Source organism: Kluyvera chengduensis, from assembly GCF_044197065.1.
Taxonomy (GTDB): domain Bacteria; phylum Pseudomonadota; class Gammaproteobacteria; order Enterobacterales; family Enterobacteriaceae; genus Kluyvera; species Kluyvera ascorbata_C.
Map to the genome: position 1 here is coordinate 1,096,919 of NZ_JBIQOI010000002.1, position 25,477 is coordinate 1,122,395.

General features: G+C 58.2%; 21 protein-coding genes and 1 pseudogene. 9 read left to right on the plus strand and 13 right to left on the minus strand.

Annotation, left to right across the window (positions count from 1 at the left end):
• Positions 1-5: 5 nt before the first annotated feature.
• Together ACH1XZ_RS10800 and ACH1XZ_RS10805 are read right to left on the minus strand one after the other, a co-directional pair.
• Positions 6-647, minus strand: a complete 642-nt coding sequence (locus tag ACH1XZ_RS10800) for an amino acid ABC transporter permease (protein WP_035897619.1) — start codon at positions 645-647, stop codon at positions 6-8.
• A gap of 65 nt (positions 648-712) precedes the next feature.
• Entirely contained in the window at positions 713-1,564 is an 852-nt protein-coding gene (locus ACH1XZ_RS10805) for a transporter substrate-binding domain-containing protein (protein WP_035897617.1), read from the minus strand.
• Between the two features lie 233 nt (positions 1,565-1,797).
• On the opposite strand from ACH1XZ_RS10805, the gene pdxR reads away from it, so the two are divergent.
• A complete protein-coding gene (gene pdxR / locus ACH1XZ_RS10810) occupies positions 1,798-3,261 on the plus strand; it encodes a MocR-like pyridoxine biosynthesis transcription factor PdxR (RefSeq protein WP_395595518.1) in 1,464 nt (487 codons plus the stop codon).
• Here pdxR and ACH1XZ_RS10815 read toward each other — a convergent pair.
• The 3 genes from ACH1XZ_RS10815 to ACH1XZ_RS10825 are packed head-to-tail and all read right to left on the minus strand — an operon-like array spanning position 3,258 to position 10,213.
• Positions 3,258-6,353, minus strand: coding sequence for an efflux RND transporter permease subunit (locus tag ACH1XZ_RS10815; RefSeq protein ID WP_395595519.1), 3,096 nt, complete (start codon positions 6,351-6,353; stop codon positions 3,258-3,260). The genes pdxR and ACH1XZ_RS10815 overlap by 4 nt on opposite strands.
• Positions 6,354-6,362: 9 nt before the next feature.
• Positions 6,363-7,433, minus strand: coding sequence for an efflux RND transporter periplasmic adaptor subunit (locus tag ACH1XZ_RS10820; RefSeq protein ID WP_395595520.1), 1,071 nt, complete (start codon positions 7,431-7,433; stop codon positions 6,363-6,365).
• 53 nt (positions 7,434-7,486) lie between these two features.
• Entirely contained in the window at positions 7,487-10,213 is a 2,727-nt protein-coding gene (locus ACH1XZ_RS10825) for a cation-transporting P-type ATPase (protein WP_395595521.1), read from the minus strand.
• 506 nt (positions 10,214-10,719) lie between these two features.
• Between ACH1XZ_RS10825 and ACH1XZ_RS10830 the strand changes: the two genes are divergently transcribed.
• The gene (locus tag ACH1XZ_RS10830) at positions 10,720-10,968 is read left to right on the plus strand and encodes a DUF1158 domain-containing protein (protein ID WP_395595522.1); all 249 of its coding nucleotides are present in this window, start codon (positions 10,720-10,722) and stop codon (positions 10,966-10,968) included.
• Between the two features lie 99 nt (positions 10,969-11,067).
• Here the strand turns inward: ACH1XZ_RS10830 and ACH1XZ_RS10835 are convergent, their stop codons facing one another.
• Both ACH1XZ_RS10835 and ACH1XZ_RS10840 read right to left on the minus strand, forming a co-directional pair.
• Positions 11,068-11,415, minus strand: coding sequence for a RamA family antibiotic efflux transcriptional regulator (locus ACH1XZ_RS10835; protein ID WP_395595523.1), 348 nt, complete (start codon positions 11,413-11,415; stop codon positions 11,068-11,070).
• A 34-nt stretch (positions 11,416-11,449) separates the two neighbouring features.
• Complete coding sequence (locus ACH1XZ_RS10840) at positions 11,450-12,574, minus strand: MBL fold metallo-hydrolase (RefSeq protein ID WP_395595524.1); 1,125 nt, start codon at positions 12,572-12,574, stop codon at positions 11,450-11,452.
• 165 nt (positions 12,575-12,739) lie between these two features.
• Between ACH1XZ_RS10840 and ACH1XZ_RS10845 the strand changes: the two genes are divergently transcribed.
• The 3 genes from ACH1XZ_RS10845 to nfsB all read left to right on the plus strand — a co-directional run bounded on the left by ACH1XZ_RS10845 (position 12,740) and on the right by nfsB (position 14,459).
• Positions 12,740-13,315, plus strand: coding sequence for a TetR/AcrR family transcriptional regulator (locus ACH1XZ_RS10845; protein WP_395595525.1), 576 nt, complete (start codon positions 12,740-12,742; stop codon positions 13,313-13,315).
• A complete protein-coding gene (locus ACH1XZ_RS10850) occupies positions 13,315-13,683 on the plus strand; it encodes an MmcQ/YjbR family DNA-binding protein (protein WP_395595526.1) in 369 nt (122 codons plus the stop codon). The genes ACH1XZ_RS10845 and ACH1XZ_RS10850 overlap by 1 nt, the downstream gene beginning before the upstream one ends.
• A 122-nt stretch (positions 13,684-13,805) precedes the next feature.
• Positions 13,806-14,459, plus strand: a complete 654-nt coding sequence (nfsB, locus tag ACH1XZ_RS10855) for an oxygen-insensitive NAD(P)H nitroreductase (protein ID WP_395595527.1) — start codon at positions 13,806-13,808, stop codon at positions 14,457-14,459.
• A 22-nt stretch (positions 14,460-14,481) separates the two neighbouring features.
• On the opposite strand, the pseudogene ACH1XZ_RS10860 reads toward nfsB, so the two are convergent.
• Positions 14,482-15,249, minus strand: a pseudogene (locus ACH1XZ_RS10860) (helix-turn-helix transcriptional regulator); the annotation flags it as partial.
• A 131-nt stretch (positions 15,250-15,380) separates the two neighbouring features.
• Between ACH1XZ_RS10860 and ACH1XZ_RS10865 the strand changes: the two are divergent.
• Complete coding sequence (locus ACH1XZ_RS10865; protein ID WP_395595528.1) at positions 15,381-16,808, plus strand: MFS transporter; 1,428 nt, start codon at positions 15,381-15,383, stop codon at positions 16,806-16,808.
• Between the two features lie 78 nt (positions 16,809-16,886).
• Entirely contained in the window at positions 16,887-18,131 is a 1,245-nt protein-coding gene (locus tag ACH1XZ_RS10870) for a mechanosensitive ion channel family protein (protein ID WP_395595529.1), read from the plus strand.
• Here the strand turns inward: ACH1XZ_RS10870 and ACH1XZ_RS10875 are convergent.
• The gene (locus ACH1XZ_RS10875; protein ID WP_395595530.1) at positions 18,118-19,032 is read right to left on the minus strand and encodes a LysR family transcriptional regulator; all 915 of its coding nucleotides are present in this window, start codon (positions 19,030-19,032) and stop codon (positions 18,118-18,120) included. The genes ACH1XZ_RS10870 and ACH1XZ_RS10875 overlap by 14 nt on opposite strands.
• A 133-nt stretch (positions 19,033-19,165) precedes the next feature.
• On the opposite strand from ACH1XZ_RS10875, the gene ACH1XZ_RS10880 reads away from it, so the two are divergent.
• The gene (locus ACH1XZ_RS10880; protein ID WP_395595531.1) at positions 19,166-19,972 is read left to right on the plus strand and encodes an alpha/beta fold hydrolase; all 807 of its coding nucleotides are present in this window, start codon (positions 19,166-19,168) and stop codon (positions 19,970-19,972) included.
• Positions 19,969-20,865, plus strand: coding sequence for a DMT family transporter (locus ACH1XZ_RS10885; RefSeq protein WP_395595532.1), 897 nt, complete (start codon positions 19,969-19,971; stop codon positions 20,863-20,865). Before ACH1XZ_RS10880 ends, ACH1XZ_RS10885 begins: the two co-directional genes overlap by 4 nt.
• 97 nt (positions 20,866-20,962) lie before the next feature.
• Here the strand turns inward: ACH1XZ_RS10885 and ACH1XZ_RS10890 are convergent, their stop codons facing one another.
• The 4 genes from ACH1XZ_RS10890 to ACH1XZ_RS10905 form a co-directional block, all read right to left on the minus strand.
• Positions 20,963-21,943 carry a LacI family DNA-binding transcriptional regulator gene (locus ACH1XZ_RS10890; RefSeq protein ID WP_395595533.1) on the minus strand — a complete coding sequence of 327 codons (981 nt, stop codon included), beginning with the start codon at positions 21,941-21,943 and terminating at the stop codon, positions 20,963-20,965.
• A gap of 75 nt (positions 21,944-22,018) precedes the next feature.
• Entirely contained in the window at positions 22,019-23,170 is a 1,152-nt protein-coding gene (locus tag ACH1XZ_RS10895) for a Gfo/Idh/MocA family protein (protein WP_395595534.1), read from the minus strand.
• Positions 23,167-24,195: a sugar phosphate isomerase/epimerase family protein gene (locus ACH1XZ_RS10900; RefSeq protein ID WP_395595535.1), complete on the minus strand. Its 1,029-nt coding sequence runs from the start codon at positions 24,193-24,195 to the stop codon at positions 23,167-23,169. Before ACH1XZ_RS10900 ends, ACH1XZ_RS10895 begins: the two co-directional genes overlap by 4 nt.
• Positions 24,196-24,215: 20 nt before the next feature.
• Positions 24,216-25,457, minus strand: coding sequence for an MFS transporter (locus tag ACH1XZ_RS10905; RefSeq protein WP_395595536.1), 1,242 nt, complete (start codon positions 25,455-25,457; stop codon positions 24,216-24,218).
• Between the last annotated feature and the right edge of the window lie 20 nt (positions 25,458-25,477).

Genomic DNA, 25,477 nt, shown 5'->3' on the forward strand with positions numbered 1-25,477 from the left:
GAGGCTTATCGCGCCAGTCGTTTTGCTTTGCGTTCCGCCAGGCTCTGAAGCTTGAGCAGTAGACCAATAATCACCACGTACAGCAGGCCGGCGGCCAGAATCGGTGACAGCGGTTCATAGGTGACGGAGGCGATACGGTTAGTGACGCGGGTGAGATCCACCACGCCAATGACCGCAATCGCCGGGCTGCCCTTAATCAGGAAGGACATTTCGTTCACCAGCGCAGGCAGGCTCTCCAGCCACATTTGCGGCAGCATGATGTAGCGGAAATAGGGCCAGCGGCGCATTCCCACCGACTCCGCCGCTTCGCGCTGTTCACGCGGGAAGGTGCGAAAGGCGTTACGCCAGATTTCGGCGTTAAACGCTGAGGTGTTGAGGGTCAGCGCGACGATAGCCGCCACCGTTTTGTCGAGGTTAATGCCTACCGTCGGCAGCGATAAAAAGAGAAACAGCACCAGCGTCACCAGCGGCGTGGCGCGGGCAAGGCTGATATAGATAACCAGAATCTGGTCGATGACCGGGATTTTCATCATGCGCACAAAGGCGATAATCAGCCCTATCACCACCCCAAAGGCGATGGCGATGGCCGAAATCCAGAGGGTCGTCCATGCGCCTTCAATCAGTAACTGCCATGCTATTGCGTCCATGGTGCCCTCCTGAGGTTAATGGGGGTACTGCTCCCGGCGTCGCGTGTGCTCGGCCGGGCTACGCTTTACTGGCCGGCGAGTTTGTGGAACTGCGCGGCGCTGGTGATAGGTTCGGTTGGCAGGTCGTCATAGGTTTCGCCAAACCATTTTTTCTGCAGCTCAGCGAGCTTGCCGGTTTCACGCATGTGGTTGATAAATTTGGTCATGTACGCCAGCAGCTCCGGCGAGTTTTTCGGAATTGGCCAAGCCATATAGCCCGGGCCGGAGACCGGCAGCCCCTTGGCGAACACTTTCGGCTTGGCTTTTACCAGGTCGTTGACGGAAATCACTACGTTAATCACATAGTCGAGACGTTTATTGGCTAAATCCGCGTAGGCTTCCGGGTAGGACGGGTATTCCACGACCGGACCAAGCTTACCGCCGGTTTTTTCAATCATCGCTTTCAGTTCCGGCAAGCGGGCTAATAATGCGCTGCCCGCCTGGAGGCCGACTTTTTTACCGCTGAGATCGGCAATGGTATTTAATGAATTATCGCCTGCACGCTTCACGAAATAGTGCTGCGCCGAGGCCCAAGGCGGTGTGAAATTAAACACGTTGAGGCGTTCATCGGTAACCACGGCACCGGTTAATGCCATATCGTACTGCCCGGTGGAGACCGCCGCTAATAGTCCAGTCCACGGCAGAATACTTTGCGTGACGTTGAATTTGGCGTATTCGCGTAGCGCCGCCAGCATATCTTTGTTAAACCCATCGGCATTGCCGTTATTCATAAAGTTAAACGGCGCGTAGTCATCCTCGGTGGCCACTTTTAAGGTCCCGGACTTTTCAATTTCTGGCAAATCAGCGGCGGCGACCTGTAATGAAAAGGTCATCGCCATCACGGCGGCCAGATAATACGAACCCATCGTTTTTTTCATCGTTTGACCCCTACTCAACTATGCCGAACACGTTTATTCCAGACGCGCTGGAACCGTTGCAAGATGTGTGCCGACAGACGCATTTTTTAACGATGGCTGACGACGTTTTTACTGTAGGGAGACTTTTTGCATTCTGAATAGAGCCAGTTTTCGCGCGCGCTTGTGTCAGACGATTTCAGGCTGGTACAGAAATTGCTGCACTCAGGGAAAGCGAATACTGGAAGGAGCAGCGTATGATTCGGCACTTATTGCACGTGGATTTTGACCACCAGCGCGGGTTGCAGGAGCAGGTTCGTGAATCGCTGGTCAACGCCATTCTCGGCGGCATTTTCGCCGTCGATTCGCCGCTGCCGTCGTGTCGGCAACTGGCGCAGCAGCTTCAGGTGTCACGCAACACCACCGCGCTGGTGTTTGAAAGCCTGGTCAACGAAGGCTATCTGGTGAGCCGCCCGCGCAGCGGGTATTACCTGCATCCGGACTACCACGCGCCGCGCCTTTCTGCCGCCGCCCCTGCACCCGCCAGCGGCGATTCTGCACCATCGTGGGGCAAACGGCTCAATATCACGCCTAGCCAGCAGGAGTCGATACTCAAGCCCGCCGGCTGGATGAACTACCGCTATCCGTTTATCTACGGCCAGCCCGATACCCGCCAGTTTCCGTTAGCAAGCTGGCGGTCGGCAGCAAACTGGCTGCACGGCGGCATGCGCGACCCGGCGTGGGTTGTCGACCATATCGACCAGGACGTCCCGATGCTGATTGAGCAAATCCGCACCCGCGTGCTGCCCAAGCGCGGCATCGTCGCCGCGCCGGATGAAATTCTGATTACCCTCGGTTCACAGAATGCGCTCTACCTGCTCACCCGCCTGCTGATGTCGCGCCAGACGCGAGTGGGCGTAGAAAACCCCGGTTTTCGCGAGGCGATTAATACCTTTTTGCTCAGCGACTGCAACATTGTGCCGCACCCGGTGGATGAAGAAGGGATCGTGCTCAGCGACGCGCCGTGCGACTACTACTACGTGACGCCAGGCCATCAGGTGCCGACCGGCGTCACCATGAGCAAGGCCAGACGCAGCCAGCTGCTGGCACACGCCGCGCAGCATGACGCGGTGATTATCGAAGACGATTACGATTCGGAAAGTAACTTCCAGAGCAACCCGCTGCCCGCGCTGAAGGCCAGCGACCGCAGCGGACGGGTGATTTACGTCAGCAGCCTGTCGAAGGCGCTGTCGCCGGGGCTGCGTTTAGGATTTATGGTCGCCGACCCGGACCTGATTGATGAAGCCCGTGCCTTGCGTCGGCTGGTTTACCGCCATCCGCCGACCAACATTCAGTACCAGATGGCGCATTTTCTTGCCCAGGGCCATTACGAAACGCACCTGCGGCGCTACCGGGATGATTCCGCACGGCGCTGGGACAGATTGCATACTGCGCTGTCGACCCTGCTGCCGGAATGTCAGCCTCTGCCCGGCAGCGAACACGCCAACGCGTTCTGGCTGCGCACGCCCGCCAGCATCAGTACTCAGCAACTGACCTGGCGCGCCGCCCATACCGGGGTGTTGATTGAGCCCGGCGCACGGCATTTTCTCGACGCCACGCCGCCGGACAATTTCTTCCGTATGGGCTTTCACGCCATTAACCCCGACGCCATTGCGCCGGGGGTAGACGTATTACGAAGCCAACTGGCGCAGATGGGTTAGCCCGCCTTGCGGTGCGCCCACTCGCGCAGGCGCTGGAACAGCACGTAGAGCGACGGGATAAACAGGATGCCAATCACCGTCGCCACCAGCATGCCGCTGAACACCGTGGTGCCGATGATCCGTCGGCTCTGCGCCCCGGCTCCGGTGGAGAACATCATCGGCATGATGCCGATAATAAACGACACCGCGGTCATCATCACCGCACGGAAGCGGCGCGTCGCCCCCTCACGCGCGGCATCGACGATAGAGAGCCCGGACTGCCTGCGCTCGCGGGCAAACTCGACGATTAGTATCGCGTTTTTTGCCGCCAGCGCGATGAGTAGCACCAGGCCAATCTGCACGTACACGTCGTTAGCGTAACCCGCCGTCCACAGCCACAGCAGCGCACCGCCGATGGCGAAGAGCACGGATAGCATGACGCTCGCCGGTAGCGTCCAGCTTTCATATTGCGCCACGAGGAACAGCCACGCCATCGCCACCGCCGCCAGCACAATCCACACCGCCTGGTTGCCGGTCTGCTGCTCCTGCCAGGAGAGCCCGCTCCAGGCGTAGTCGTAGCCTTCAGGCAGATTGGCCTTCAGCAGGTTTTCCATCTCGGTCATCGCCGTACGGCTGCTGACTCCTTCCGCTGCCGAACCGCTGATCGATACCGACGGGAACTGGTTGAACTGCTGGATAAACGGCGCGCCGACGGTGGGGGTCACCGTCACCAGGTTGCTCAGGCGCACCCGCTCACCCTGGTTGCTGCGCACGAACAGTTCGCTGATTTGCTCGGCGCGCTCGCGCCACTGCATCTCGTTTTGCATCACCACGTGGTAAACGCGGTTGTTGATGCTGAAGTCGCCAGCGCGCGCGCCGCCAAAGGCCGTTTGCAGGCTGTTAAAGATGCGCGAAACCGGCACGTCCAGCCGGGCGGCCTGGTCGCGGTCGACGGTTAAGGTCAACTGCGGAACGTTGCTGCTCCAGGTGGTGAACACGCGGCTCAACTGCGGGTGCTGGTTGGCCTTCATCAGAATGGTGCGCGTCACCTGCTCCAGCTCAGCAGGCGTTTGCCCGGCCTGCGCCAGAATGCGCAGATCGAACCCTGCGGCGCTGCCAAGCCCCGGCAGCGTCGGGGGCGCAAACAGCATAATGTTGGCTTCCGGCATCGCCATCAGTTGGCGCTGAAGCTCGCCCATCACCGTTTCCAGCGGCGCACGCTGCGACCAGTCTTTGAGCATCAGCGAGATAAAGCCGCCATTAGAGGCACTGGTGCCGCTCAGAATGCTGAAGCCGGACACCTGAATCACATCCTCGACCGCCGGATGTGCGCCCAACAACTCGCGCGCCTGCGCCATCACCGCTTCGGTACGCTCCAGCGACGCGGACTCCGGCAGCTGAATATTGGCAAACAGGTAGCCCTGATCTTCCTGCGGCAGGAAGCCTTTCGGCATGCTGGTGAAGCTAAATGCCACCAGCAGCGCGGCGACCGTCGTCGCGGCTACCGCCACCAGGGGACGACGGTTCATCCACGCCACCAGCCTGCCGTAGCCGTCGCGGGTGGCGTTCAGCCCGAGATTAAACCACTGGAAGAAACGGGCGGGCTGCTTCAAGCGCGGGCGCAGCAGCAGCGCGCACAGCGCGGGAGTCAGCGTCAGCGCCACAATGCTGGAGAGCGTGACCGCCGTGGAGAGCGTGACCGCAAACTGGCGATACAGCTCGCCGACAATGCCCGGCAGCATCGCCACCGGCACAAACACCGCCAGCAGCACCAGGGTGGTGGCAATGACCGGCCCGGCAATCTGGCGCAGCGCCAGCCCGGTGGCCTCCAGGCGGTTCATCCCTTCCGCCATATGCCCTTCGACGCTTTCCACCACCACGATGGCGTCATCCACCACCATGGTCAGCGCCAGAATAATGGCGAACAGGCTAAGCGTGTTGGCGCTGTAGCCGAGCAGATAAAGCACCGCGAACGTGCCCACCAGCGATACCGGGATCGCCAGCGCCACAATCAGCGTGGCGCGCAGGCTTTGCAGGAACAGGGAGACAACCGCCACCACCGCCAGCAGCGTCAGCGCCAGCGAAGTGCCAATCTCTTTGATCGTCGCCGCCACGAAACGAGTGGTATCGAACTTCACTTCCCACATCAAATCCGCCGGGAAGCGGCTTTGCAGGCGCGTCAGTTCGCTGCGCACCTCGTTGGCTACCTGTAAGGCGTTAGCGGTTGGCGTGGGGTAAATCCCCATATACGCCGACTCCACGCCGTTAAGCTGAGCGCTGGAGCTGTAGCTGCGCGCGCCAAGCTCAATGGTCGCCACGTCCGACAGCCGCACCAGTTGGCCCTGCTCGCCGCTGCGCACCACGATGCGGCTGAACTCATCGGCATCGGTCAGGCGACCCAGGCCGTTAATGGTCAGCGTCTGCTGCTGACCGTTAAACACCGGCGGCGTACCGATTTGCCCGGATGCCCCCTGCACGTGCTGTTCGTTGAGCGCCTGGGCGATATCGTCACTGGTGATATTCATCGCGTTCATGCGGTCAGGACGTAGCCAGATACGCATGCTGTAGTCGCGCGCGCCGAACATCTGCACCAGGCCAACGCCCGGCAGACGCGCCAGCGCTTCACGCACCTGGGTGCTGGCGTAGTTGCTTATCTGTAAAGCAGAGAGCGAGCCTTTTGGCGAGTAGAGGCTAACCCCCATAAGCAGGTTGCTGGCACGTTTACGCACCTGCACGCCGTTCTGCTGCGCTTCGGTGGGTAGCTGTGCGACGGCCTGAGAGACGCGGTTCTGTACATCAATCGCCGCCATGTCCGGGTCGGTGCCGGCGGCGAAGGTTAAGTTCAGGCTGTAGCCGCCGTCGTCTGAGCTGGTCGACTCCATATAAAGCATATGGTCAACGCCGTTCAGCTGCGTTTCCAGCGGCGCGGCGATGGCTTCGGCGACATCCTGCGCGCTGGCGCCCGGCCAGCTGGCGCTGACGTTAACCACCGGCGGGGTGATTTGCGGATACTGCTCCACCGGAATGAGCTTCAGCGCCACCGCGCCAACAAAGGTCATCAGCAGCGCAATCACCATCGCGAAACGCGGGCGACGAATAAAGAAGGTCAGCATACTCTCTCCTTAATTCAGCAGCGTGACGGCGGCACCGTCGGTCAGGCGTTGCGCGCCCTCCGTGACGACACGTTCACCCGCGGTTAACCCCTGCGCGACAGCAAAGGTTTGTCCCTGCTGGCCGTCCAGCGTTAGACGGCGCTGCCCGGCCTTATTCTCTGGCGTCAACACCCAGCTAAAGTAGCCCTGCGCGTCCTGCTGGACCGCCGCCGCCGGGATCATCACCCGCTCGGTCGCCACCTGCGGACGCAGCGTGACCGACACGTTACCGCCCGGCAGTAAACGGTGCTGAGGGTTAGCGAACTCCGCGCGCATCGTCACGCTGGCGGTGCGCGCATCAATTCGGTTGTCGACCGAGGTCAGCACGCCCTCTTCGCGCTGGCCGTCGAGGGTAATTTGCGCCCGCCACGCCGCCTTCAGCGCACGGATATCCGCATGCTGCCCGGCTTTGGTGTAGAACGCCGACTCATCCAGCGCAAAGCTCACGCGGATCGGATCTAACTGCACCACGTCTGCCAGCACGCCGCTGGCCGGGTTAACCAGCGTCCCGACGTGAAACGCGCTATGGCCCATACGTCCGCTAACCGGCGCGGTAATGCGGGTATAGTCGAGGGTAATTTGCTGTACGGCAATGCGAGCTTTGGCTTGCTCGACGGCCGCCGCCGCTACGTCGCGCTGCATCTGCGCATTATCAACATCATTGCGGCTGATGGCCTGGCTGGTTTTCAGGCTCTGATAGCGCGAGAGCAACTGCTGTGCCTGACGCAGCGAGGCCTGCGCACTTTTCAGCTCCGCCTGCGCCAACGCTAACGCCGCGCGCGGTTGAGCGTCATCAAGGGTAAACAGGAGGTCACCTTTGTTGACCTCCTGTCCATCGTGGAAATGGCGCTTTACGATAGCGCCTTCGGTACGAGCGCGGATCTCAACGGCGTGAATAGCCTCTACGCGACCCGGCACCTGGCGTTCGGCGGCGTGCGGTGCCTGCTCGACGGTGATGACACGAACCGGTACCGACGCGAAAGCCGGTGCGCAGGCGGCCAGACCACAGGCCAACAGGGCGAGGCGAAAGGTTTTTTTCATGGGGAAATCCTTGCAGGGCAAGGCCCCTCTCCGGCTGGAGAGGGGCTTATCAATTACGATGTGGTTTTACGGAATCGGCGGGTCAGGCGTTTTTCCACTTCAACCACCAGGAACATCGCCACGCCAATCACCAGCGTGATACCCCAGTAGCGCAGCGGCAGCGCTTCAGTGCCGAACAGCGTCTGCATCAGCGGCAGGTAGATAATCGCCATCTGGAGCAGAAGCAGCACGCCGGTCACCAGCCAGATGCCTTTGTTCTTCAGCAGACCGCTATTCAGGGAGAAGCGGTCGCTGCTGCGGCAGTTAATCATGTAAACCCACTGCGCGGTCACCAGCATCTGTAACAGCACGGTGCGTACGAACTCGGCGCTGTGGCCGCGCGGTGCCAGCCAGGCCTCAAGGATAAAGGCGGCAATGGCAATCATCGAGCCGACAAAGGCGACGCGCCAGACGGCAAAGGCATCCATCACGTGCTGGCCGGTTTTACGCGGCGGACGGTTCATCACGTTACGCTCGGCGGCTTCAAACGCCAGACCGAAGGAGAGCGTGGCAGAGGTCGCCATGTTCATCCACAGAATCAACACCGGGGTGAGCGGGATGATGTTGCCCGCCAGCAGGGCGATGATAATCAGCAGCCCCTGCGCCAGGTTGGTCGGCATGATGAACAGAATCGTCTTCTTCAGGTTGTCGTAAACGCGACGCCCCTCTTTTACCGAACTGGCGATGGTCGCAAAGTTGTCGTCGGTCAGTACCATGTCGGCGGCCTCTTTGGTCACCTCGGTGCCTTTGATGCCCATCGCGATACCGACGTCTGCCTGACGCAGCGCGGGCGCATCGTTCACCCCGTCGCCGGTCATGCCGACGATTTCACCGTTCTCCTGCAACGCTTTCACCAAGCGCAGCTTATGCTCCGGGCTGGTACGCGCGAAGATGTCGTACTCCTGCGCCGCTTTTGCCAGCTCAGCGTCATCCATGTGCTCCAGCTGATAGCCGGTCATTGCTTCGCTGCTGTTGCGGATCCCCAGCATCTGGCCAATGCTCATGGCGGTCTGCGGGTGATCGCCGGTGATCATTTTCACGCGGATGCCGGCATTCTGGCAGGTGTGGATCGCATCAACCGCTTCCGGACGCGGCGGGTCCATCATCCCGGCAATGCCGAGGAAGATAAGGCCGTCCTGCAGGTCGCTGTGGTCGAGGGTTTTCGCCCCCGGCGCGGCCGGCTTGATGGCAGCGGCGACCATGCGCAGACCCTGGCTGGCAAAGCGCGCCATTTCCGCTTCCCAGTAGCTGCGCTCGAACGGGGCGATGCCGCGTGTAGTCTGCTGCTGCTGGCACAGGGCGAAGAGCACGTCCGGCGCACCGGTGACCATCACCACTTCTTCATCAGCAAGCTGGAAGTGGGTGGACATGTACTTGTACTGCGAGTCGAACGGGATCTTAGCAATCAATTGGGTACGCAGCGGCTCAAGGTTGGCTTTGGCCGCCAGCACCTTCAGCGCGCCCTCGGTTGGACCGCCGGTAATGCCCCAGTGGCCCTGCGCATCCTGAATCAACTGGCTGTCGTTGCACAGGTCGATGGTGCGCAGATAGGTCTCCAGCACGGTGTTCGGCTGTACGTTGACCGGCTCGTTGCTGCCTTCCAGGTAGATGCTGCCGTGCGGCTCGTAGCTGTTGCCGTCCACGCGGTAGCAGCTGTCGGCGGTGATAATCGCCTTCACGGTCATTTCATTCATGGTCAGGGTGCCGGTTTTATCCGAGCAGACCACGGTCATCGCGCCCAGGGTTTCAACGGTTGGCAGCTTGCGGATAATCGCCCGCTTACGCGCCATCGCCTGTACGCCCAGCGACAGAATAATCGAGATAATGGCTGGCAGCCCCTCAGGAACCGCTGCCACCGCGAGGCTAATCAGCGACAGCAGCAGCTCGCCCAACGGAATGTCGCGCAGCGCCATGCTGAAGACAAACAGCGCGCCCATCATCGCCAGGATAATGGCGAAAATCGCTTTGCCGAGCTTGTCCATCTGCACCAGCAGCGGCGTGCGGTGCTTTTCAATACCGGCCATCATCTGGTTGATGTGACCCAGCTCAGTCTCCTGCCCGGTCGCTACCACTACGCCCACGCCGCCACCGGCGCTGACGGTGGTGCCGGAGAACACCATGTTGGTACGGTCGCCGAGCGGCAGTTCGCCGTGCAACGCATCGGTGTGCTTGTCGACCACGGTAGATTCGCCGGTCAGAATCGCCTCTTCCACACGCAGGTTGTGCGCTTCAATCAGGCGCATGTCCGCCGGAATACGGTCACCCGCGCGCAGTACCACGATATCGCCGGGTACCAGCTCGGTGGTTGCCACCGTCTTATGGCTGCCGCCGCGGATGGCGCGCGCGTCGCTGGAAAGCATATTGCGAATGCTTTTCAGCGATTTTTCCGCGTTGCTCTCCTGAATGTGACCAATCAGGGCGTTAATCACCGTCACGCCAAGAATGACAAAGGTATCGACCCAGTGGCCCATCACAGCGGTCAGCGCCGCTGCGGCCAGCAGGACATAAATCAGTACGTCGTTAAAGTGTGCAAGGAAGCGCAGCCACGCAGGCTTGCCTTTTTTCTCCGGCAGCGCGTTGGGGCCATAGGTGTTCAGACGCTCAGTCGCATCGTCCATGCTCAGGCCGTCAGGCTGGCTATTCAGCTGCGACAGCACCTGCTCGGTGGTCTGCTGGTAGGCGTGCTCATGTGGCCCATAGCCCGCGTGCGGGACATTTTTATTGTTCATCATTTTCGACATGATAGGTTTCCTTTTAAATTCCTGCTAACGGAAAGCCTGAATTCACTTTCTGGCCAAGGCGACGTCATTGAATAATATCGACGAGCAAAAAATTATTTATTTTGCCAAAATATTTTTTGCTTTTTAAATTTCAAAATGACATTAAGTTGATTTACTAATATTAATATTACAGAATGTTCCTAAACCCCATCTAAACGAGGTCATTATGTTTGGAATCTACAGAGGACGCCGTCTGGCGCTGTACATAGCGCTGGCTATCGTGATTGCTACGCTGGTTGGATATAGTACTTATACTTTTGTAAAAATATTATCAGGGGCATGACATTAATTTACGAAAGCTATATTTAATTTAAACCAGAACATTATTTCACTTCTCGACATGCGATTATTATCGTAGGTCTGGTTATTTATTTTAATTACTCTATAAAAGGTTTGTTTAATTAGAAACATTGCGTTCCATTAAAAATTACCGGACAATAATATCTTTAACTAAAGATTAACATGATATGAAGCATCCGCTCGAATCCCTGATGACCGCCGCCGGTATTTTATTGCTGGCGTTTCTCTCCTGCCTGCTGATGCCTGCACCGTCGCTCGGGCTGACGCTGGCGCAGAAGATGGTTGAGACCTTCCATTTTATGGATCTGAGTCAGTTTTACACCGTGCTGTTTTGCGTGTGGTTTCTGGCGCTGGGGACGATTGAGTATCTGGTGATTCGCTACGTGTGGCGGCGCTGGTTTTCGCTGGCGGATTAATTGCGGCGGTTTCCCGGCGTCGCTACGCTCGGCCGGGCTACGGGGCATGAGATTATTGGGTAGCCCGGGCGAGGCGTTTACGCCGACCCCGGGGCTGAATCAATGCGTCTGTGGACGATGATTCTCTTTGCGGTAGGCACCCGGCGACTGATGGAACGTGCGAGTGAAAATGCGGGTAAAGGTTTGCTGGGAATCAAACCCATACTTCAGACAGATGTCATAAACCTTTTGATCGGTCGTACACAGCTCATCCGCCGCCAGATGAAGCTTCCGGTGGCGAATGTAACGACCCAAACTCTCCCCTTTGTGTTGCAGGAAAATGCGCTGTAAATGCCATTTCGAGTACCCTGCCCGACGGGCAATTTCATCAATGCGCAGTGGCTGATGCAGATTATCGTCAATCCATTCGACCAGTGTGTCGACAACCTGAGTGGCTAATTCGGTCATACACCCCTCCCCCTCGTTTATCTTCAGCCGGTGGTTATTCCCACCAGGCCCGGAATGTTTGTGTTGAGTCAGCAAGCCATACCGGCTCGCCCTGCATCGGCGTTAACAGCCGATACGCTTTGTCTTTGCTGGCCTGCACCAGACGTTTGTACGGGTCGTCCCAGGTATGCTTTGCCAGCACGAAGCGCCCGGCATGTCCTGGCAGCACGCGCTGGGCGTTGAGATCCACCGCCGCCTGCGCCGTTTGTTCCGGCATCATGTGGATGTAACGCCAGTCCTGGTCGTACTGACCGTCTTCCAGAATGGCGACATCAACGCGGCCAAACTGCTCGCCAATCGCTTTAAAGTGCGGGCCGTAGCCGGTATCGCCGCTGTAATAAATATTCTGCGTCGGCGTCACGAACATAAAGCTCGCCCACAGCGTCTGGTTGCGCTTCAGCCCTCGGCCGGAGAAGTGACGCGCAGGCAGCACGTGCACGCTCAGCGCGTCGCTAATGGTGACGCTCTCCTGCCAGTCGGCCTCGGTAATCACCTCATCTTTCATGCCCCAGTAACGCAGGTGGGAACCCACGCCCAGCGGCACCACGGCGCGTTTGATCTTCGGCATCAGCCCCTTGATGGTGGCGTAATCCAGGTGATCGTAATGATCGTGCGAGATAATCAGCAGGTCTATCTCCGGCATGTTCTCGGCGTGCCACGGGTAGTTACCGGGAAACGCTTTGTTGAGAAAAGAGAACGGCGCGGCATAGCTGCTGAATACCGGGTCAATCAGAATGCGTTTACCCGAGAGCTGCAAATACCATGAGGAGTGGCCGAGCCAAATCATGGTGTCCTGCCCCAGCGGCAGGCTGGCGAGATCGGTCGGGACCATCGGCAGCGGCTGGTTTGGGCGAGCATTTTCACGTTTTGCGGTTAAAAACTCCCACCACGCCATCACCATGTTTTTGTCACCGGTAAAACCAGGCGTTGGCAAGGCGTTCTGGAACGCGCCGTCACGGTAATTCGGCGAACGTTCAATCTGACTTTTCTCAACCCCTTGCGGCGCCTGACCAAAACCGGCGTTCAGGACGAAGGGTAAACTTGCGGCACTGGCAATAAGCATGATGGCAACCACACTGATGATAAAAGGTTTCATATCCTGACCCTGAACCGGCTTCATCCAGGAAGCCACACTAAAAAGGTTGATTATGAGTGAGTAGGCACTCATTATAGAAAGGCGAGGAAAAAATCGTCAAGCAATTTTCAAAATTTGACAATCGACGTTGAAGTCCCCGGGGTCGGCATGTTTCAATCACGTTTTTTACAGTCAGAGAGGTAAAGTGTAGTGGCTCGTCCGAAGAGTGAAGATAAAAAGCAAGCGTTACTGGAAGCTGCCACCAGCGCCATTGCCCAATCCGGCATTGCCGCATCGACTGCGCTGATTGCGCGCAGTGCGGGGGTTGCAGAGGGCACGCTGTTTCGCTATTTCGCCACCAAAGACGACCTGCTTAATGCGCTTTATCTGCATCTGAAAACCGGCCTGTGCGAAGCGATGAAAGACGGGCTGGTCGATACCGAATCACCTAAAGAGTTCACCCATAGCATCTGGAACAGCTATATCGACTGGGGCGTACGTAACCCGACCGGTCACCACGCGCTACGCCGCATGGCGGTAAGCGAAAAAATCACCGAAGAGACCATCACCCAGGTCAGAGCGATGTTCCCGGAGCTGCAAAAGCTCTGCCAGCGTTCGGTGCGCCCGGTGTTTATGTCCGATGATTTTCGCGCCTTTGGTGACGCGCTGTTCCTGTCGCTGGCGGAAACCACCATTGAATTTGCCAGCCGCGAACCGCAGCGCGCCGATAAGCTCAAAGCGTTAGGCTTCGAAGCGATGTGGCTGGCCCTGGCCGAAGGTGACTAATGGACGGTAAAACGCTGCATGAACGGGCGCACGAGTTTGCGCTGACCCTGCCCTTCTCCGACATCTACTGGCCTTTCGGGCCGGAGTACGATGTTTTCACCGTGGAAGGCAAAATGTTTATGCTCAAGGCTTACCTGCGCGGCGAGCCTATCATCAACCTGAAGGTTGACCCGGAGCAATCGCTGCTGCACCAGGCCATCTACCCGCATATTAAGCCCGGCTACCACATGAACAAAAAGCACTGGATTTCGGTCTATCCGGGCGATGAAATCACCGTGAGCCTGCTCAACAGCCTGATTGAAGACTCGTGGAATCTGGTGGTCAATAAGCTGCCAAAACGGGTACAACAGCGCGTTCGCCCCGTCTGATTTTCTGCTAAATGCGATAAGTGTTATCGCATTTTCCACCCTTCTCATTTGTGACATGGCGCGGTAACCTTCCTGGATTCAACGCACCGATTCGCGGTGCCTTTAATCATTCAGGAGTGTTTATGGATATCGTTTCCGTTGCTAAAGCGCGCTATTCCACCAAGGCCTTTGACGCCAGCAAAAAGCTGACTGCTGAGCAGGCTGCTGCTCTGAAAACCCTGCTGCGCTTTAGCCCGTCCAGCACCAACTCCCAGCCGTGGCACTTTATCGTTGCCAGCACCGACGAAGGCAAAGCGCGCGTGGCGAAATCCGCCGCGGGCGGCTACGTGTTCAATGAACGCAAAATGCTGGATGCTTCCCACGTGGTGGTGTTCTGCGCGAAAACCGCGATCGACGATGCCTGGCTGGAAAAAGTGGTGGATCAGGAAGACGCAGATGGCCGTTTCGCCACCCCAGAAGCCAAAGCTGCTAACCATAAAGGCCGCACCTTCTTCGCCGACCTGCACCGTAAAGAACGCCATGACGACGCCCAGTGGGCTGCTAACCAGACCTACCTGAACGTGGGCAATTTCCTGCTGGCGATGGGCGCATTGGGCCTCGACGCCGTGCCAATCGAAGGTTTTGATGCAGAAATTCTGGATGCCGAGTTTGGTCTGAAAGAGAAAGGCTTCACCAGCCTGGTGGTGGTGCCGGTTGGGCATCACAGCGTGGAAGACTTCAACAAAGCGCTGCCAAAATCTCGCCTGCCGGAAGAAACGGTGATTACCGAGATTTGATTTAGCGTCTGTGCCTTCCCGGCGGCGCGGAGTACCAGTACATCTGCTGGAGCTGGAATTCGCCGAACTCGGGATGGCGGAAGGTTTTGATCTGGTTTTCAACGCCGCGCACTTCATAGCGCTGATGCCAGAGCGCTTCAAATTCGGCAGAAGCGGCAAAGAAGCGGGCGAGCTTATTCTCCCACGCCGGTTCCCCCCGGTGTTCGGCCATTGCGGCGCGAAAATAGGAGACAAAATTGCCCAGCACGTCAGGGTTGGCCAGGCGACTACGCCAGCCGGGGTGGGTCAGATACAGGTAGATACAATTTCGTTCATCTTCGGGGATGAGGGAAAAATCAACGCCCATCAGCCGACAAAACGCGTCATTCCACGCCACGATATCGAAGTTTGGCTTTTGAATGCTGGCCGGCTGAGGCAGCAGACTGTCCAGCATACGGCGCGTGCCGGGGCTGATCCCCTCGCATTGGGGCACATTTAAGGATTCCAGCGGCGTTAACCCCGCCAGCACAAACAGATGGCGCGTCTCCAGTTCGCTGCACTGGAGCGCTTCGGCGACCGCTTGCATTACCGCCACCGACGGATTAACCTCGCGCCCCTGCTCAAGCCAGGTATACCAGGTCACGCCAACGTCCGCCAGCATCGCCACCTCTTCGCGGCGAAGGCCCGGCGTGCGCCGCCGCCCGCTGCGCGGTAACCCCAACCGCTGCGGGTCGAGACTTTCCCGTCGCGCCCGAAGAAATGCACCCAGCTGCTTACGGCTATCCATCTGCCGTGTCTGCAATACGTCCATTTCACTGTCGCTGATGAGGCTCATGGTATCTCCAGCATAGTAGTTCCAGTACCAGTATAACCAGGAACTGGTACCCGTTTATTTAATCAGCGATGCTACGTCCAATCGCTGAATGACGCAATGGAGTCACCATGAAAACGTCTGCTGTTTCACCCGGCCGCGCGGGGCTTTTCCTGCTGCTGACCGGCCTGATGTTGCCCCAAATCGATACCTCGATAACCAACGTCGCCCTCGATTCCATCACCGAGTCGCTGCACGCCAGCCCCACCCAGCTTGAGCTCATTGTGGCGCTGTACGGCGTGGCGTTTGCCGTCTGTCTGGCGATGGGCAGCAAGCTTGGCGACAACTACGGTCGCCGCCGCCTGTTTATGTGGGGCGTGGCGATTTTTAGCCTCGCTTCGCTGCTGTGTGGGGTCGCTAACTCGATTACTGCCCTCCTCGCCGCTCGTACGCTTCAGGGCGCAGGCGCGGCGCTTATCGTGCCGCAGATCCTCGCCACCCTGCACGTCACGCTGAAAGGGACGGCGCACGCCCGAGCCATTAGCCTTTACGGCGGCATTGGCGGCATTTCGTTTATCGTCGGACAGATGTTCGGCGGCTGGCTGGTGTCGGCGGATATCGCCGGAATGGGCTGGCGTAACGCCTTCTTTATCAACGTGCCGATTGGCCTGCTGGTGCTGGCGTTCAGCCGCCGCTACGTGCCGGAAACCCGCCGCGACGAGCATGCCACCATCGACTGGCAGGGCACCTTTAGCCTTGGGCTTATTCTCTGCTGCCTGCTGTTCCCGATGGCGCTGGGGCCGGAGCTGCACTGGCCATGGTCGATGCGCCTGATGCTGCTGGCGATTATTCCGCTGCTGTTCTGGATGCGTGCCACCGCACTGCGTAAAGAGCAGCGCGGCGAGCACCCGCTGCTGCCGCCGCGTCTGTTGCAGCTTGCCAGCATTCGCTTCGGCATGGTGATTGCGCTGCTGTTCTTCAGCGCCTGGTCCGGGTTTATGTTCTGCATGGCGCTGACCATGCAGTCCGGCCTCGGTATGGCGCCGTGGCAGTCGGGCAACAGCTTTATCGCCCTTGGCGTGGCCTACTTCCTGTCGGCGATGTACGCGCCGAAGCTGATTGCGCGCCACAGCATGGGACGCATTCTGGTCGCCGGTCTGGTGGTGCAAATTAGCGGCCTGCTGCTGCTGATGGAGACCTTCCACCACTACGGTCAGGCCGCCACCGCGCTGACGCTGGTGCCCGCCACGGCGTTGATTGGCTTCGGCCAGGCGCTGATTGTGAACTGCTTCTATCGGGTGGGAATGCGCGATATCACCGCTAACGATGCGGGCGCGGGCAGCGCGCTGCTGAGTACCTTGCAGCAGGCCACACTGGGGCTTGGCCCGGCGGTGTTTGGTTCACTGTTGCTGATGCTGATGCGCAACCACCACGGTAGCTATCCGCAGGCGATGATCGGTTTTCTCGGTGTGGAGGCCGCGATGATGCTGCTGCTGGCGGTGATTGCGATTGGCCTTCGCCATCATTTGAACCGTAGCCCGGCGATGGCAACTTCCTGATTATTAAGTTCCTGTATACACGTTTGCATATTATAGCCAGCCTGGTCATTATTAAAGACTGGTTATATAGGAGACGTTATGCAGGAACTCATTTCCCAGATAGAAGAGATGGGCATTGAAATAAACCATACCAATTCGCTCGTGATCATCTTTGGTATTATTTTTCTCACTGCCATCATTGTTCATCTGATTTTACACCGTCTGGTGCTACGCACTTTCGAAAAACGCGCGCAGGCCAGCAGCCATTTATGGCTGCAAATCATCACGCAGAATAAGCTGTTTCACCGGCTGGCATTTACGCTGCAAGGGATTATTGTTAACGTGCAGGCCGTGCTGTGGCTGCAAAAAGGCAGTGAAGCTGCGGAAATATTAACCACGGTAGCGCAGCTGTGGGTGATGCTATATGCCCTGCTGTCGTTCTTCTCACTGCTGGACGTTATTTTCAATCTGTCGCAGAAACTCTCCTTCTCTTCTCAGCTTCCGCTTAAAGGCATATTCCAGGGCGTGAAGCTGGTGAGCGCGATCCTGATTGGCATCCTGATGATCTCCCTGCTGCTGGGGCAGTCACCGGCCATTCTGATAAGCGGTCTGGGGGCCATGGCCGCGGTGCTGATGCTGGTGTTTAAAGACCCAATTCTCGGTCTGGTGGCCGGTATTCAGCTCTCTGCAAACGATATGCTGAAGCTCGGTGACTGGCTGGAAATGCCAAAATACGGTGCCGATGGTGCGGTAACGGATATCGGTTTAACCACCGTCAAAGTACGTAACTGGGATAACACCATTACCACGATTCCCACCTGGTCGCTGGTCTCTGATTCTTTTAAAAACTGGAGCGGCATGTCGGCTTCCGGCGGGCGTCGAATTAAGCGCAGCCTGAACATTGATACCACCAGCGTCCATTTCCTTGATGAAAAAGAGCAGCAGCGCTTAATTCAGGCGCGACTGTTAAAACCGTATATGGACTCTCGTTATCAGGAAATTAGCCTGTGGAATCAGGAATACGGTAGCGATGATTCGGTGCTTAACCTGCGTAAAATGACCAATATCGGCACCTTCCGCGCTTATCTCAACGAATATCTTCGTAACCATCCGAAAATTCGCAAGGATATGACGCTGATGGTTCGCCAGCTTGCACCGGATAATAACGGTCTGCCAATTGAGATATATGCCTTTACCAACACCGTTATCTGGGCGGAATATGAGAGTATTCAGGCGGATATTTTCGACCATATTTTCGCCGTGGTCGAAGAGTTTGGTCTGAGAATACATCAGTCGCCGACCGGTAATGATATTCGCGCCCTCGCGGGCGTTATCGGGCAGTAATCACCCCCACCTCAGACGTCTGAATCAGGGCGATAAACTTGTCAGCCAGCGGATTTTTCCGGCTGGCTGACCAGGCCACCGCCGTAGTGATCACCTCAATGGTCTGGTCGAGCGGCACCGTCACCACGTTAGCCGGTGACAGACGCTCCAGCGAATCTGGCACCAGCGCAATCCCCTGCCCACAGCCAACGAAAGCAATCTGCGAAGAGACCGAACGGACGTGGTGAATAATCCGCGGCGAAAAGCCTTCGCTGCGACAGGCGGCGGTAATGCTGTCGAAATAGACCGGGCTCAGATGACGGGAGAACATCACCCACTCTTCCTGAATCAAATCACGCAGCGCAATCCGTGGCTCGGCGGCCAGACGATGCTGACGGGGTAGCGCCACCACCAGTTCGGCGCTGGACAGCGGCAGCAGCGTAATCCCCTCGCCCATTTCCCCGGTGAGGCGCGCAAACGCCAGATCGATCTCGCCGTTTTGCAGCGCCAGCACCGCTTCGGCGCTGTCGATCTCTTTAATGGAGATCACGATATCCGGGTAGCGCGCTTTCATCTTATCAATCAGCGGCGGCAGCACGTCGAGCATCGCGGTGCTGATGGCGCCAATGGTTAGCATACCGGTATGCCCGGCCACCGCTTCGTTCACCGCCAGCTCCAGCCGTTCAACCTGCTCGGCAAAGCGTTTAACCGCCGGCAGGATGGCGAGCCCCACGGGGGTGAGCTGCACGTTGCGCTTTGAACGGTCAAACAGCTGCACCTTCAGCGACTGCTCCAGCACCTGAATCTGCTGGGTCAGGGGCGGCTGGGTCATACCAAGCCGCTTCGCCGCGCGGCCAAAATGTTTCTCCTCCGCCACCGCGAGGAACAGCCACATATGGCGAATAATACGAAAATTGATCATCTCTGCACGGCTCCAGTCACGACTCACGCCAAACGATATTAAAAATATATCAGAGCATTACTTTAATACGATTTTACATATCAGAGAATCAAAGCGACGATAGCCGCCCCACGAATGCATAAGAAGAGTGACCATGCCCCACGAATTTCACCGTGCGCACCTTGCGTTAACGGTACAAGCGACGCCGATGCAGGTGGCCGCTATTCACCGTTCCGGCCACCGCGAACCGATTGTGTTTCTCCACGGCTTCGGTTCAACCAAAGAAGACTATGCCGATATCGTGCGCCACGCCGCGTTCGACGGGCGACCGTTTCTCGCCTACGACGCCCCCGGTTGCGGGGAGACGAAATGCCCAGACATGCAGAAAATTTCGATTCCGTTTTTAGTCGAGACGGCGCTCGCGATGATTGACCAGATGGGCTTCCAGCGTTTTCACCTCGTCGGCCACTCCATGGGCGGGCTGACCGCGCTGATGCTGGCGCACGCCCATCCCGAGCGGGTGCTCAGCTTTGTCGACATCGAGGGTAATATCGCCCCGGAAGATTGCTTCCTGAGCCGCCAGGCCATTGATTATCCGCACGGCGACGATGAGCAGTTCTTCGCGGATTTTATCGCCCGTACTCATCAATCTCCGGCGTGGGCCAGCGCGCTGTATGCCGCCAGCCTCAAGCATAAAGTGCGGGCAGCCGCGGTCAGGCCCATTTTTACCTCGATGGTGGACTATTCCGACCACGGCGATCTGATGGCGAAGTTTTTAAATCTGCCGTGCCCAAAAATGTTTATGTACGGTGAGCAGAACAACACGTTGAGCTACCTGGCGGATATCGAACGTCGTGGCGTAACGCTTGCTGAAATTCCCCACTGCGGGCACTTCCCGATGTACTCCAACCCGGTACTGATGTGGGAAAAAATCAGCGAGCTTCAGGAACGCGTAGGATGAAGTTGCATCTCACTTCCCGGGTTGCCGGGTTTTCGCTGGCGATACTCGCGGCGTTCGGCTTTTCGTTTAAGGCAATATTCGTCAAGCTGGCGTATGAGGTCGCGCCGGTCGACCCGGTCACGCTGCTGATGCTGCGCATGTCGATGTCCCTGCCGCTGATTGGCCTTACCGCATGGCCGGTGCTGCGTAAAATGACCACCCTGCATCGTAAAGATTACGCCCTGCTGGCGGTGCTCGGGGTGGCGGGCTATTACGCCTCGGCGATGCTCGATTTTATGGGCTTGCAGTACATTACCGCCGGGCTCGAGCGGCTGATTCTTTTTACCTACCCGATGCTGACTATCCTGATTGGCGTCTTTTTTCTCGGCAAAACCTTTGAGAAGAAACTGCTGCTGGCGATGCTCCTTTCCTACGGCGGCATTCTGATTGCCTTTGTGCACGACCTTGGCCTTACCGCCGATAGCCATTCGGTGCTAATAGGCGGCTCGCTGGTATTTGGCTGCGCTATTACCTACGCCATTTACAACGCCGGGGCGGAGGTGGCTATCGGGCGCATGGGGGCGATCCCGTTTTCAATGCTGGCGCTGCTGGTGTCGATTGCGGCAACGCTGGTGCACTTTTTTACCACTCGTCCTGTTGCCGCGCTCAATCTGCCGTGGCAGGTGTATGCCTATAGTGCAGGGATGGCGGTCTTTTCCACGGTGATGCCGATATTCTGGCTGTCGTCGGCCATTCACCGCATCGGCGCGGCGAAGGCGGTGCTGATTGGGTTAATCGGCCCGATTCTGACCATTCTGTTTAGCTGGTGGCTGTTGGATGAGCCGCTGTCGGTGGAGCAGTTACTGGGGACGGGGCTGGTGGTGTGTGGGCTGCTGGTGGTTATCAGGCGTTAGAGTCAGCATTGCCGGATGGCGGCGTAAACGCCTTATCCGGCCTACAGGAGACTCATTGTAGGCCGGATAAGCGCAGCGCCATCCGGCAATATTACACTCAGGCGCTGGCGCGGGGAATAAAGCGCCAGTCCAGCATCACCCGCTCTGGGGCGACGTCCGGGTTATCGATTTTGTTGAGCAGCAGCGTGACCGCTTTAGCGCCAATCTCCCTTGAGGGCTGCTGCACGGTGGTGAGCTGCGGCGAAACCATTTCCGCCAGCTCTGTGCCGTCAAAGCCGACCACGGCGATATCTTCCGGTACGCGCAGCCCAGCCTGTTCGATAGCGCGAATGGCACCCGCGGCCAGCGAATCCGAGATGGCAAAGACCGCATCCGGACGCGGGCTCATCGTCAGCAGATTTTTCATCGCCGCCTTGCCCGCCGCCGCGCTGAGATCGTCCGCGTACTCCACCGCCGCGAAGTCGAGCCCCTGCTGTTGCAGCACGTCCTGGTAGCCCTGCTCGCGCAGACGGGCGTATTTATAGCTTAAATCATGGTTAATCAGGGCAATACGCTGGTGCCCCTGCGCCGCCAGATAGCCAACCGCATGCTGGGCCGCGTCAACGTCGTTGATGCCGACGCAGGAAACGTCCCCGGCATCAGCGTATTCCGCGCACTGCACCCACGGCGCATCGCCAATCACCGTAGTCAGTTCCGGCAGACGGGCAAAGGCATCCATAGTGATAATGCCGTCGACCATTTTGCCGGTCAGCAGGCGCAGGCCGGATTTAGAGCGATCGATATCAGAACCAGAGTTGCACAGCAAAATGCGATAGCCGTTTTTCTCCGCTTCCGCTTCAATGCCCTTCACCACTTCCGCGCAGAACGGGTTGGCGATGTTTGACACCATCACCAGAATCATCGAGCTACGCGCCGTTCGTAGCTGGCGCGCCAGCAGGTTCGGTTGATAGTTACTCTCTTTGATAGCCTGAAGTACCCGCTCGCGGTTCTTCGCTTTCACCGTTTCGCTGTTGTTCAACACCCGCGATACGGTGGCCACCGACACGCCCGCCAACTGGGCGATTTTCTGAATTGACATGCTACGCCGTTCCCTGCAATTAACGCTTTGCGTGAAGGCTACCATAAAAACAGGCCCGGCGTACCGGGCACAGGGTTATTGTTCGACGCTGACCCAACATCGCTGTTGGTGGCTTTTCACAATGGCGTCAATGAGATACATCACGTTCGCACCTTCACTGAATGAGGCAAAGCGGCGTTCGCTCTCCTGCGGCATCGTTCCTGCACGCACCGCCTGGTAAAAATTGAGCATCATGTTTTTAAACGCATCCGGCCAGCCTTCATTGTGCCCGCCGGGGAAGTGAGCCTGCCCGGCAACGTCGCGGTTCAGCAGGCTGGGGTCATCGCTTAAAAGCTGATTAGGCTGACTGCGGTGGCCAATCCAGAGCTGCTGCGGCGTTTCCTGATCCCAGGCCAGCGAACAGGCGCTGGCGTTGATATCAAAATGGAGGCGGTTTTTGCGCCCAGCGCTCACCTGCGAGACGCTAAAGCAGCCTTTACTGCCGTCGTCAAAGCGGAACAGCACCGAACCGGCATCTTCGGTGGTTACCGGCACGTCGTGGTAGCCGCTAGCATCAGGTTGTTCGCTGAAGGTCGCCTGTGCCCCAAGGCTGGCTTTGCGCGTCGGCCAGACGATAGCGAGGTCGGCCATCACCTCGACAATACGCCGCCCGGTGACAAACAGCACCGTATCGCACCAGTGCGAGCCGATATCCGCCACCGCCCGGGAAACACCACCCTGCTGCGCGTCCACGCGCCAGTTGAAGTCGTTTTCCAGCAGCATCCAGTCCTGGTGGTAGCCGCCATAAGCGGAGAAAAGCCGCCCGGCGCTGCCGTCGCGCATCATGCTCGCCGCCTGCTGCACCATCGCAAACTGGCGATAAACAAAGCTCACGCCGTGTACCACGCCCGCATCCTGCGCCATCTTAACCAGCTCACGCGCCTCTTCTGACGTCATACATAACGGTTTTTCTGAGAAAACGTGCTTTCCCGCCCGCAGGATCTGGCGGTTCACCTCTGCATGTAAAAAGTTCGGGGTACAGTTATGCACCACCTGTAACCCCGGGTGCGCCAGCAATGCGTCAACATCGCCATAAGCGTGCGGAATATTAAGCTGCCGCGCCTTCTCCTTCGCCTGCGCAAGCGAAGCGTCGCATAGCGCCACCACCTCAACAAACCCCAGGCGGCGCAGCGCTTCAATATGCGCCGGACCAATAAAACCTGAGCCAACAATGCCGACCTGAATCATCCGCGTACCTCGCTACCGGCGGCAAAGTCATCAAAAGCCCGTGCGGATACGGGAATGATATGCCGTTTAATAAACTCGCTGCCTTCGCGCGCGCCGGTCTGCGCGTCTTTCAGGCAGCACTCCCACTCCATCACCGCCCAGCCGTCAAAATCATACTGGCTGAGCTTGCTGAAGATCTTTTTAAAATCGATATCGCCATCGCCGAGCGAGCGGAAGCGCCCGGCGCGCGCCAGCCAGTTCTGATAGCCGCCGTAAACGCCACTGCGTCCGTTGCGCTCGAACTCCGCGTCCTTGACGTGGAATGCCCGAATGCGTGAATGGTAGATATCGAGATACGCCAGGTAGTCGATATTCTGCAGATGCAGATGGCTCGGGTCGTAGAGCATGTGGCAGCGCGGATGGTTATCGACCTTCGCCAGGAAGCGCTCGAAGGTCACGCCGTCGTGCAGGTCTTCACCGGGGTGAATTTCGTAGCACAGGTCCACGCCGTGCTCGTCAAAGCAGTCCAGAATAGGCCGCCAGCGGCTAGCCAGTTCAGTAAACGCCTCGTCGAGCAGCGCCGCATTGTGCGGCGGCCACGGATAAAAATAGGGCCAGGCCAGCGCCCCAGAGAAGGTGGCGTGCGCCTTCAGTCCTAAGCGTGACGAGGCCTGCGCCGCCTTTTTCACGCTCTCCACCGCCCATTGCTGGCGCGCCGCCGGTTTGCCGCGAAGCGCCGCGGGGGCAAAAGCGTCAAAGGCGCTGTCGTAGGCGGAATTGACCGCCACCAGTTGGCCTTCCAGGTGCGTAGAAAGTTCGCTAATGACCAGCCCGTGCTCGGCGAGCCTGCCGGTTATCTCATCGCAGTAGGTCTGGCTGGCCGCCGCCTGCGGTAAGTCAAAAATCGCCGGGTGGTTGCACGGCAACTGTAGCGCCTTAAATCCCAGCCCCGCTGCCCATTGGGCTAGCCCATCGAGCGTATTAAACGGCGGCGCTGAACCAATAAACTGCGCCAGAAAAATGCCCGGTCCCTTGATGGTTTTCATACCCCCTCCTTTCAAAAAAATTACGCGTGCTCTTTCTCGTTATATTTGAACGAGACAAGGAAAATCAGTGCAATAACAACCGCGGCCACCGCCGGGATCCACCAGAAGTTCACCCAGGCCGCCGGAATGGTTTGCCCTGCGACCAGATGGTTGTACAGCGAGCCGGAAATCTGTGAACCCAGCAGCATGCCGATACCGTAGGTGAACATCACCACCATGCTCTGCGCCTGCCCTTTTACCTTTTCGCCCGCCACGCGGTCGGTATAGATAAAGCCCACTACGAAGAAGAAGTCATAGCAGACGCCGTGCAGCAGAATGCCGAGATACAGCAGGAAGCGCGTCTCTTCGTTGATGCCCAGGGCAAAGAACATATAGCGCACAAACCACGCCAGCATGCCGATAAGCAGCATGTACTTCACGCCCAGGCGGCGGAACAGCAGCGGAATAATCAGCATGAAGAAGATTTCCGACATCTGACCGAAGGACATCGCGGTACTCACATCCGCCACGCCCGCGTCCGCGAGGAACGAGGCGGTATAGGCGTAGTAGGTGCCGAGCGGTACGGAAATCAACGTGGCGCACACGGCAAACACCAGGAAGTGACGGGTTTTCAGTAACGCAAAAGCATCGGCACAGAACAGGTCGCGCAGCTTAAGCGGTTGGCCTTTCGCCGGGGCCGGCGTGTGCGGCAGCGTCAGGCTATAGACCGCCAGCACCACCGAGCACAGCGCCGCCAGCGTGAAGATGCCGGTGGTGTCGGAGATGCCGGTCACGCCGATAAAGATCCCGGCAACAATCCAGCCGATGGTGCCGAACACACGTACCACCGGGAAGGTTTTGTCGATATTGGTCAGACTGTGGAACGCGATATTGTTAGTCAGCGCCAGCGTGGGCATGTAGCACAGCGTGTAGCCGAACAGCAGTGCAATCAGCAGCGCGCCGTTTTCCGCCACCAGCGCCTGTGGCACAAACCACAGGATCGCGGCGCCAAGCAAGTGCATCACCGCCATCACCTTCTGCGACGGGAAGAAGCGGTCAACCAGCATCCCGAGGACAAACGGTGACAGGATCGAGGCAATCGGCCCCGCCGAGAAGGCATCGCCAATCAGCAGCGACATGTTGTACTGGGTCATCACCAGGCCAAGGGTCACCGACCAGCTTCCCCAGATAAAAAACTGCATAAACATCATTAACGACAGACGCGGGACTAACAGCCGGTGCTGTACGCCGCTGTGTTCACGACTTTCCGTTGTAGACACCATGTTTTCACCCTCAAAAGTAA

What these genes read in the sequence shown, in the direction of transcription:
- ACH1XZ_RS10800 (WP_035897619.1), bottom strand. Translation starts at nt 647, where the DNA reads ATGGACGCAATAGCATGGCAGTTACTGATTGAAGGCGCATGGACGACC.
- ACH1XZ_RS10805 (WP_035897617.1), bottom strand. Translation starts at nt 1,564, where the DNA reads ATGAAAAAAACGATGGGTTCGTATTATCTGGCCGCCGTGATGGCGATG.
- pdxR (WP_395595518.1), top strand. Translation starts at nt 1,798, where the DNA reads ATGATTCGGCACTTATTGCACGTGGATTTTGACCACCAGCGCGGGTTG.
- ACH1XZ_RS10815 (WP_395595519.1), bottom strand. Translation starts at nt 6,353, where the DNA reads ATGCTGACCTTCTTTATTCGTCGCCCGCGTTTCGCGATGGTGATTGCG.
- ACH1XZ_RS10820 (WP_395595520.1), bottom strand. Translation starts at nt 7,433, where the DNA reads ATGAAAAAAACCTTTCGCCTCGCCCTGTTGGCCTGTGGTCTGGCCGCC.
- ACH1XZ_RS10825 (WP_395595521.1), bottom strand. Translation starts at nt 10,213, where the DNA reads ATGTCGAAAATGATGAACAATAAAAATGTCCCGCACGCGGGCTATGGG.
- ACH1XZ_RS10830 (WP_395595522.1), top strand. Translation starts at nt 10,720, where the DNA reads ATGAAGCATCCGCTCGAATCCCTGATGACCGCCGCCGGTATTTTATTG.
- ACH1XZ_RS10835 (WP_395595523.1), bottom strand. Translation starts at nt 11,415, where the DNA reads ATGACCGAATTAGCCACTCAGGTTGTCGACACACTGGTCGAATGGATT.
- ACH1XZ_RS10840 (WP_395595524.1), bottom strand. Translation starts at nt 12,574, where the DNA reads ATGAAGCCGGTTCAGGGTCAGGATATGAAACCTTTTATCATCAGTGTG.
- ACH1XZ_RS10850 (WP_395595526.1), top strand. Translation starts at nt 13,315, where the DNA reads ATGGACGGTAAAACGCTGCATGAACGGGCGCACGAGTTTGCGCTGACC.
- nfsB (WP_395595527.1), top strand. Translation starts at nt 13,806, where the DNA reads ATGGATATCGTTTCCGTTGCTAAAGCGCGCTATTCCACCAAGGCCTTT.
- ACH1XZ_RS10865 (WP_395595528.1), top strand. Translation starts at nt 15,381, where the DNA reads ATGAAAACGTCTGCTGTTTCACCCGGCCGCGCGGGGCTTTTCCTGCTG.
- ACH1XZ_RS10870 (WP_395595529.1), top strand. Translation starts at nt 16,887, where the DNA reads ATGCAGGAACTCATTTCCCAGATAGAAGAGATGGGCATTGAAATAAAC.
- ACH1XZ_RS10875 (WP_395595530.1), bottom strand. Translation starts at nt 19,032, where the DNA reads ATGATCAATTTTCGTATTATTCGCCATATGTGGCTGTTCCTCGCGGTG.
- ACH1XZ_RS10880 (WP_395595531.1), top strand. Translation starts at nt 19,166, where the DNA reads ATGCCCCACGAATTTCACCGTGCGCACCTTGCGTTAACGGTACAAGCG.
- ACH1XZ_RS10885 (WP_395595532.1), top strand. Translation starts at nt 19,969, where the DNA reads ATGAAGTTGCATCTCACTTCCCGGGTTGCCGGGTTTTCGCTGGCGATA.
- ACH1XZ_RS10890 (WP_395595533.1), bottom strand. Translation starts at nt 21,943, where the DNA reads ATGTCAATTCAGAAAATCGCCCAGTTGGCGGGCGTGTCGGTGGCCACC.
- ACH1XZ_RS10895 (WP_395595534.1), bottom strand. Translation starts at nt 23,170, where the DNA reads ATGATTCAGGTCGGCATTGTTGGCTCAGGTTTTATTGGTCCGGCGCAT.
- ACH1XZ_RS10900 (WP_395595535.1), bottom strand. Translation starts at nt 24,195, where the DNA reads ATGAAAACCATCAAGGGACCGGGCATTTTTCTGGCGCAGTTTATTGGT.
- ACH1XZ_RS10905 (WP_395595536.1), bottom strand. Translation starts at nt 25,457, where the DNA reads ATGGTGTCTACAACGGAAAGTCGTGAACACAGCGGCGTACAGCACCGG.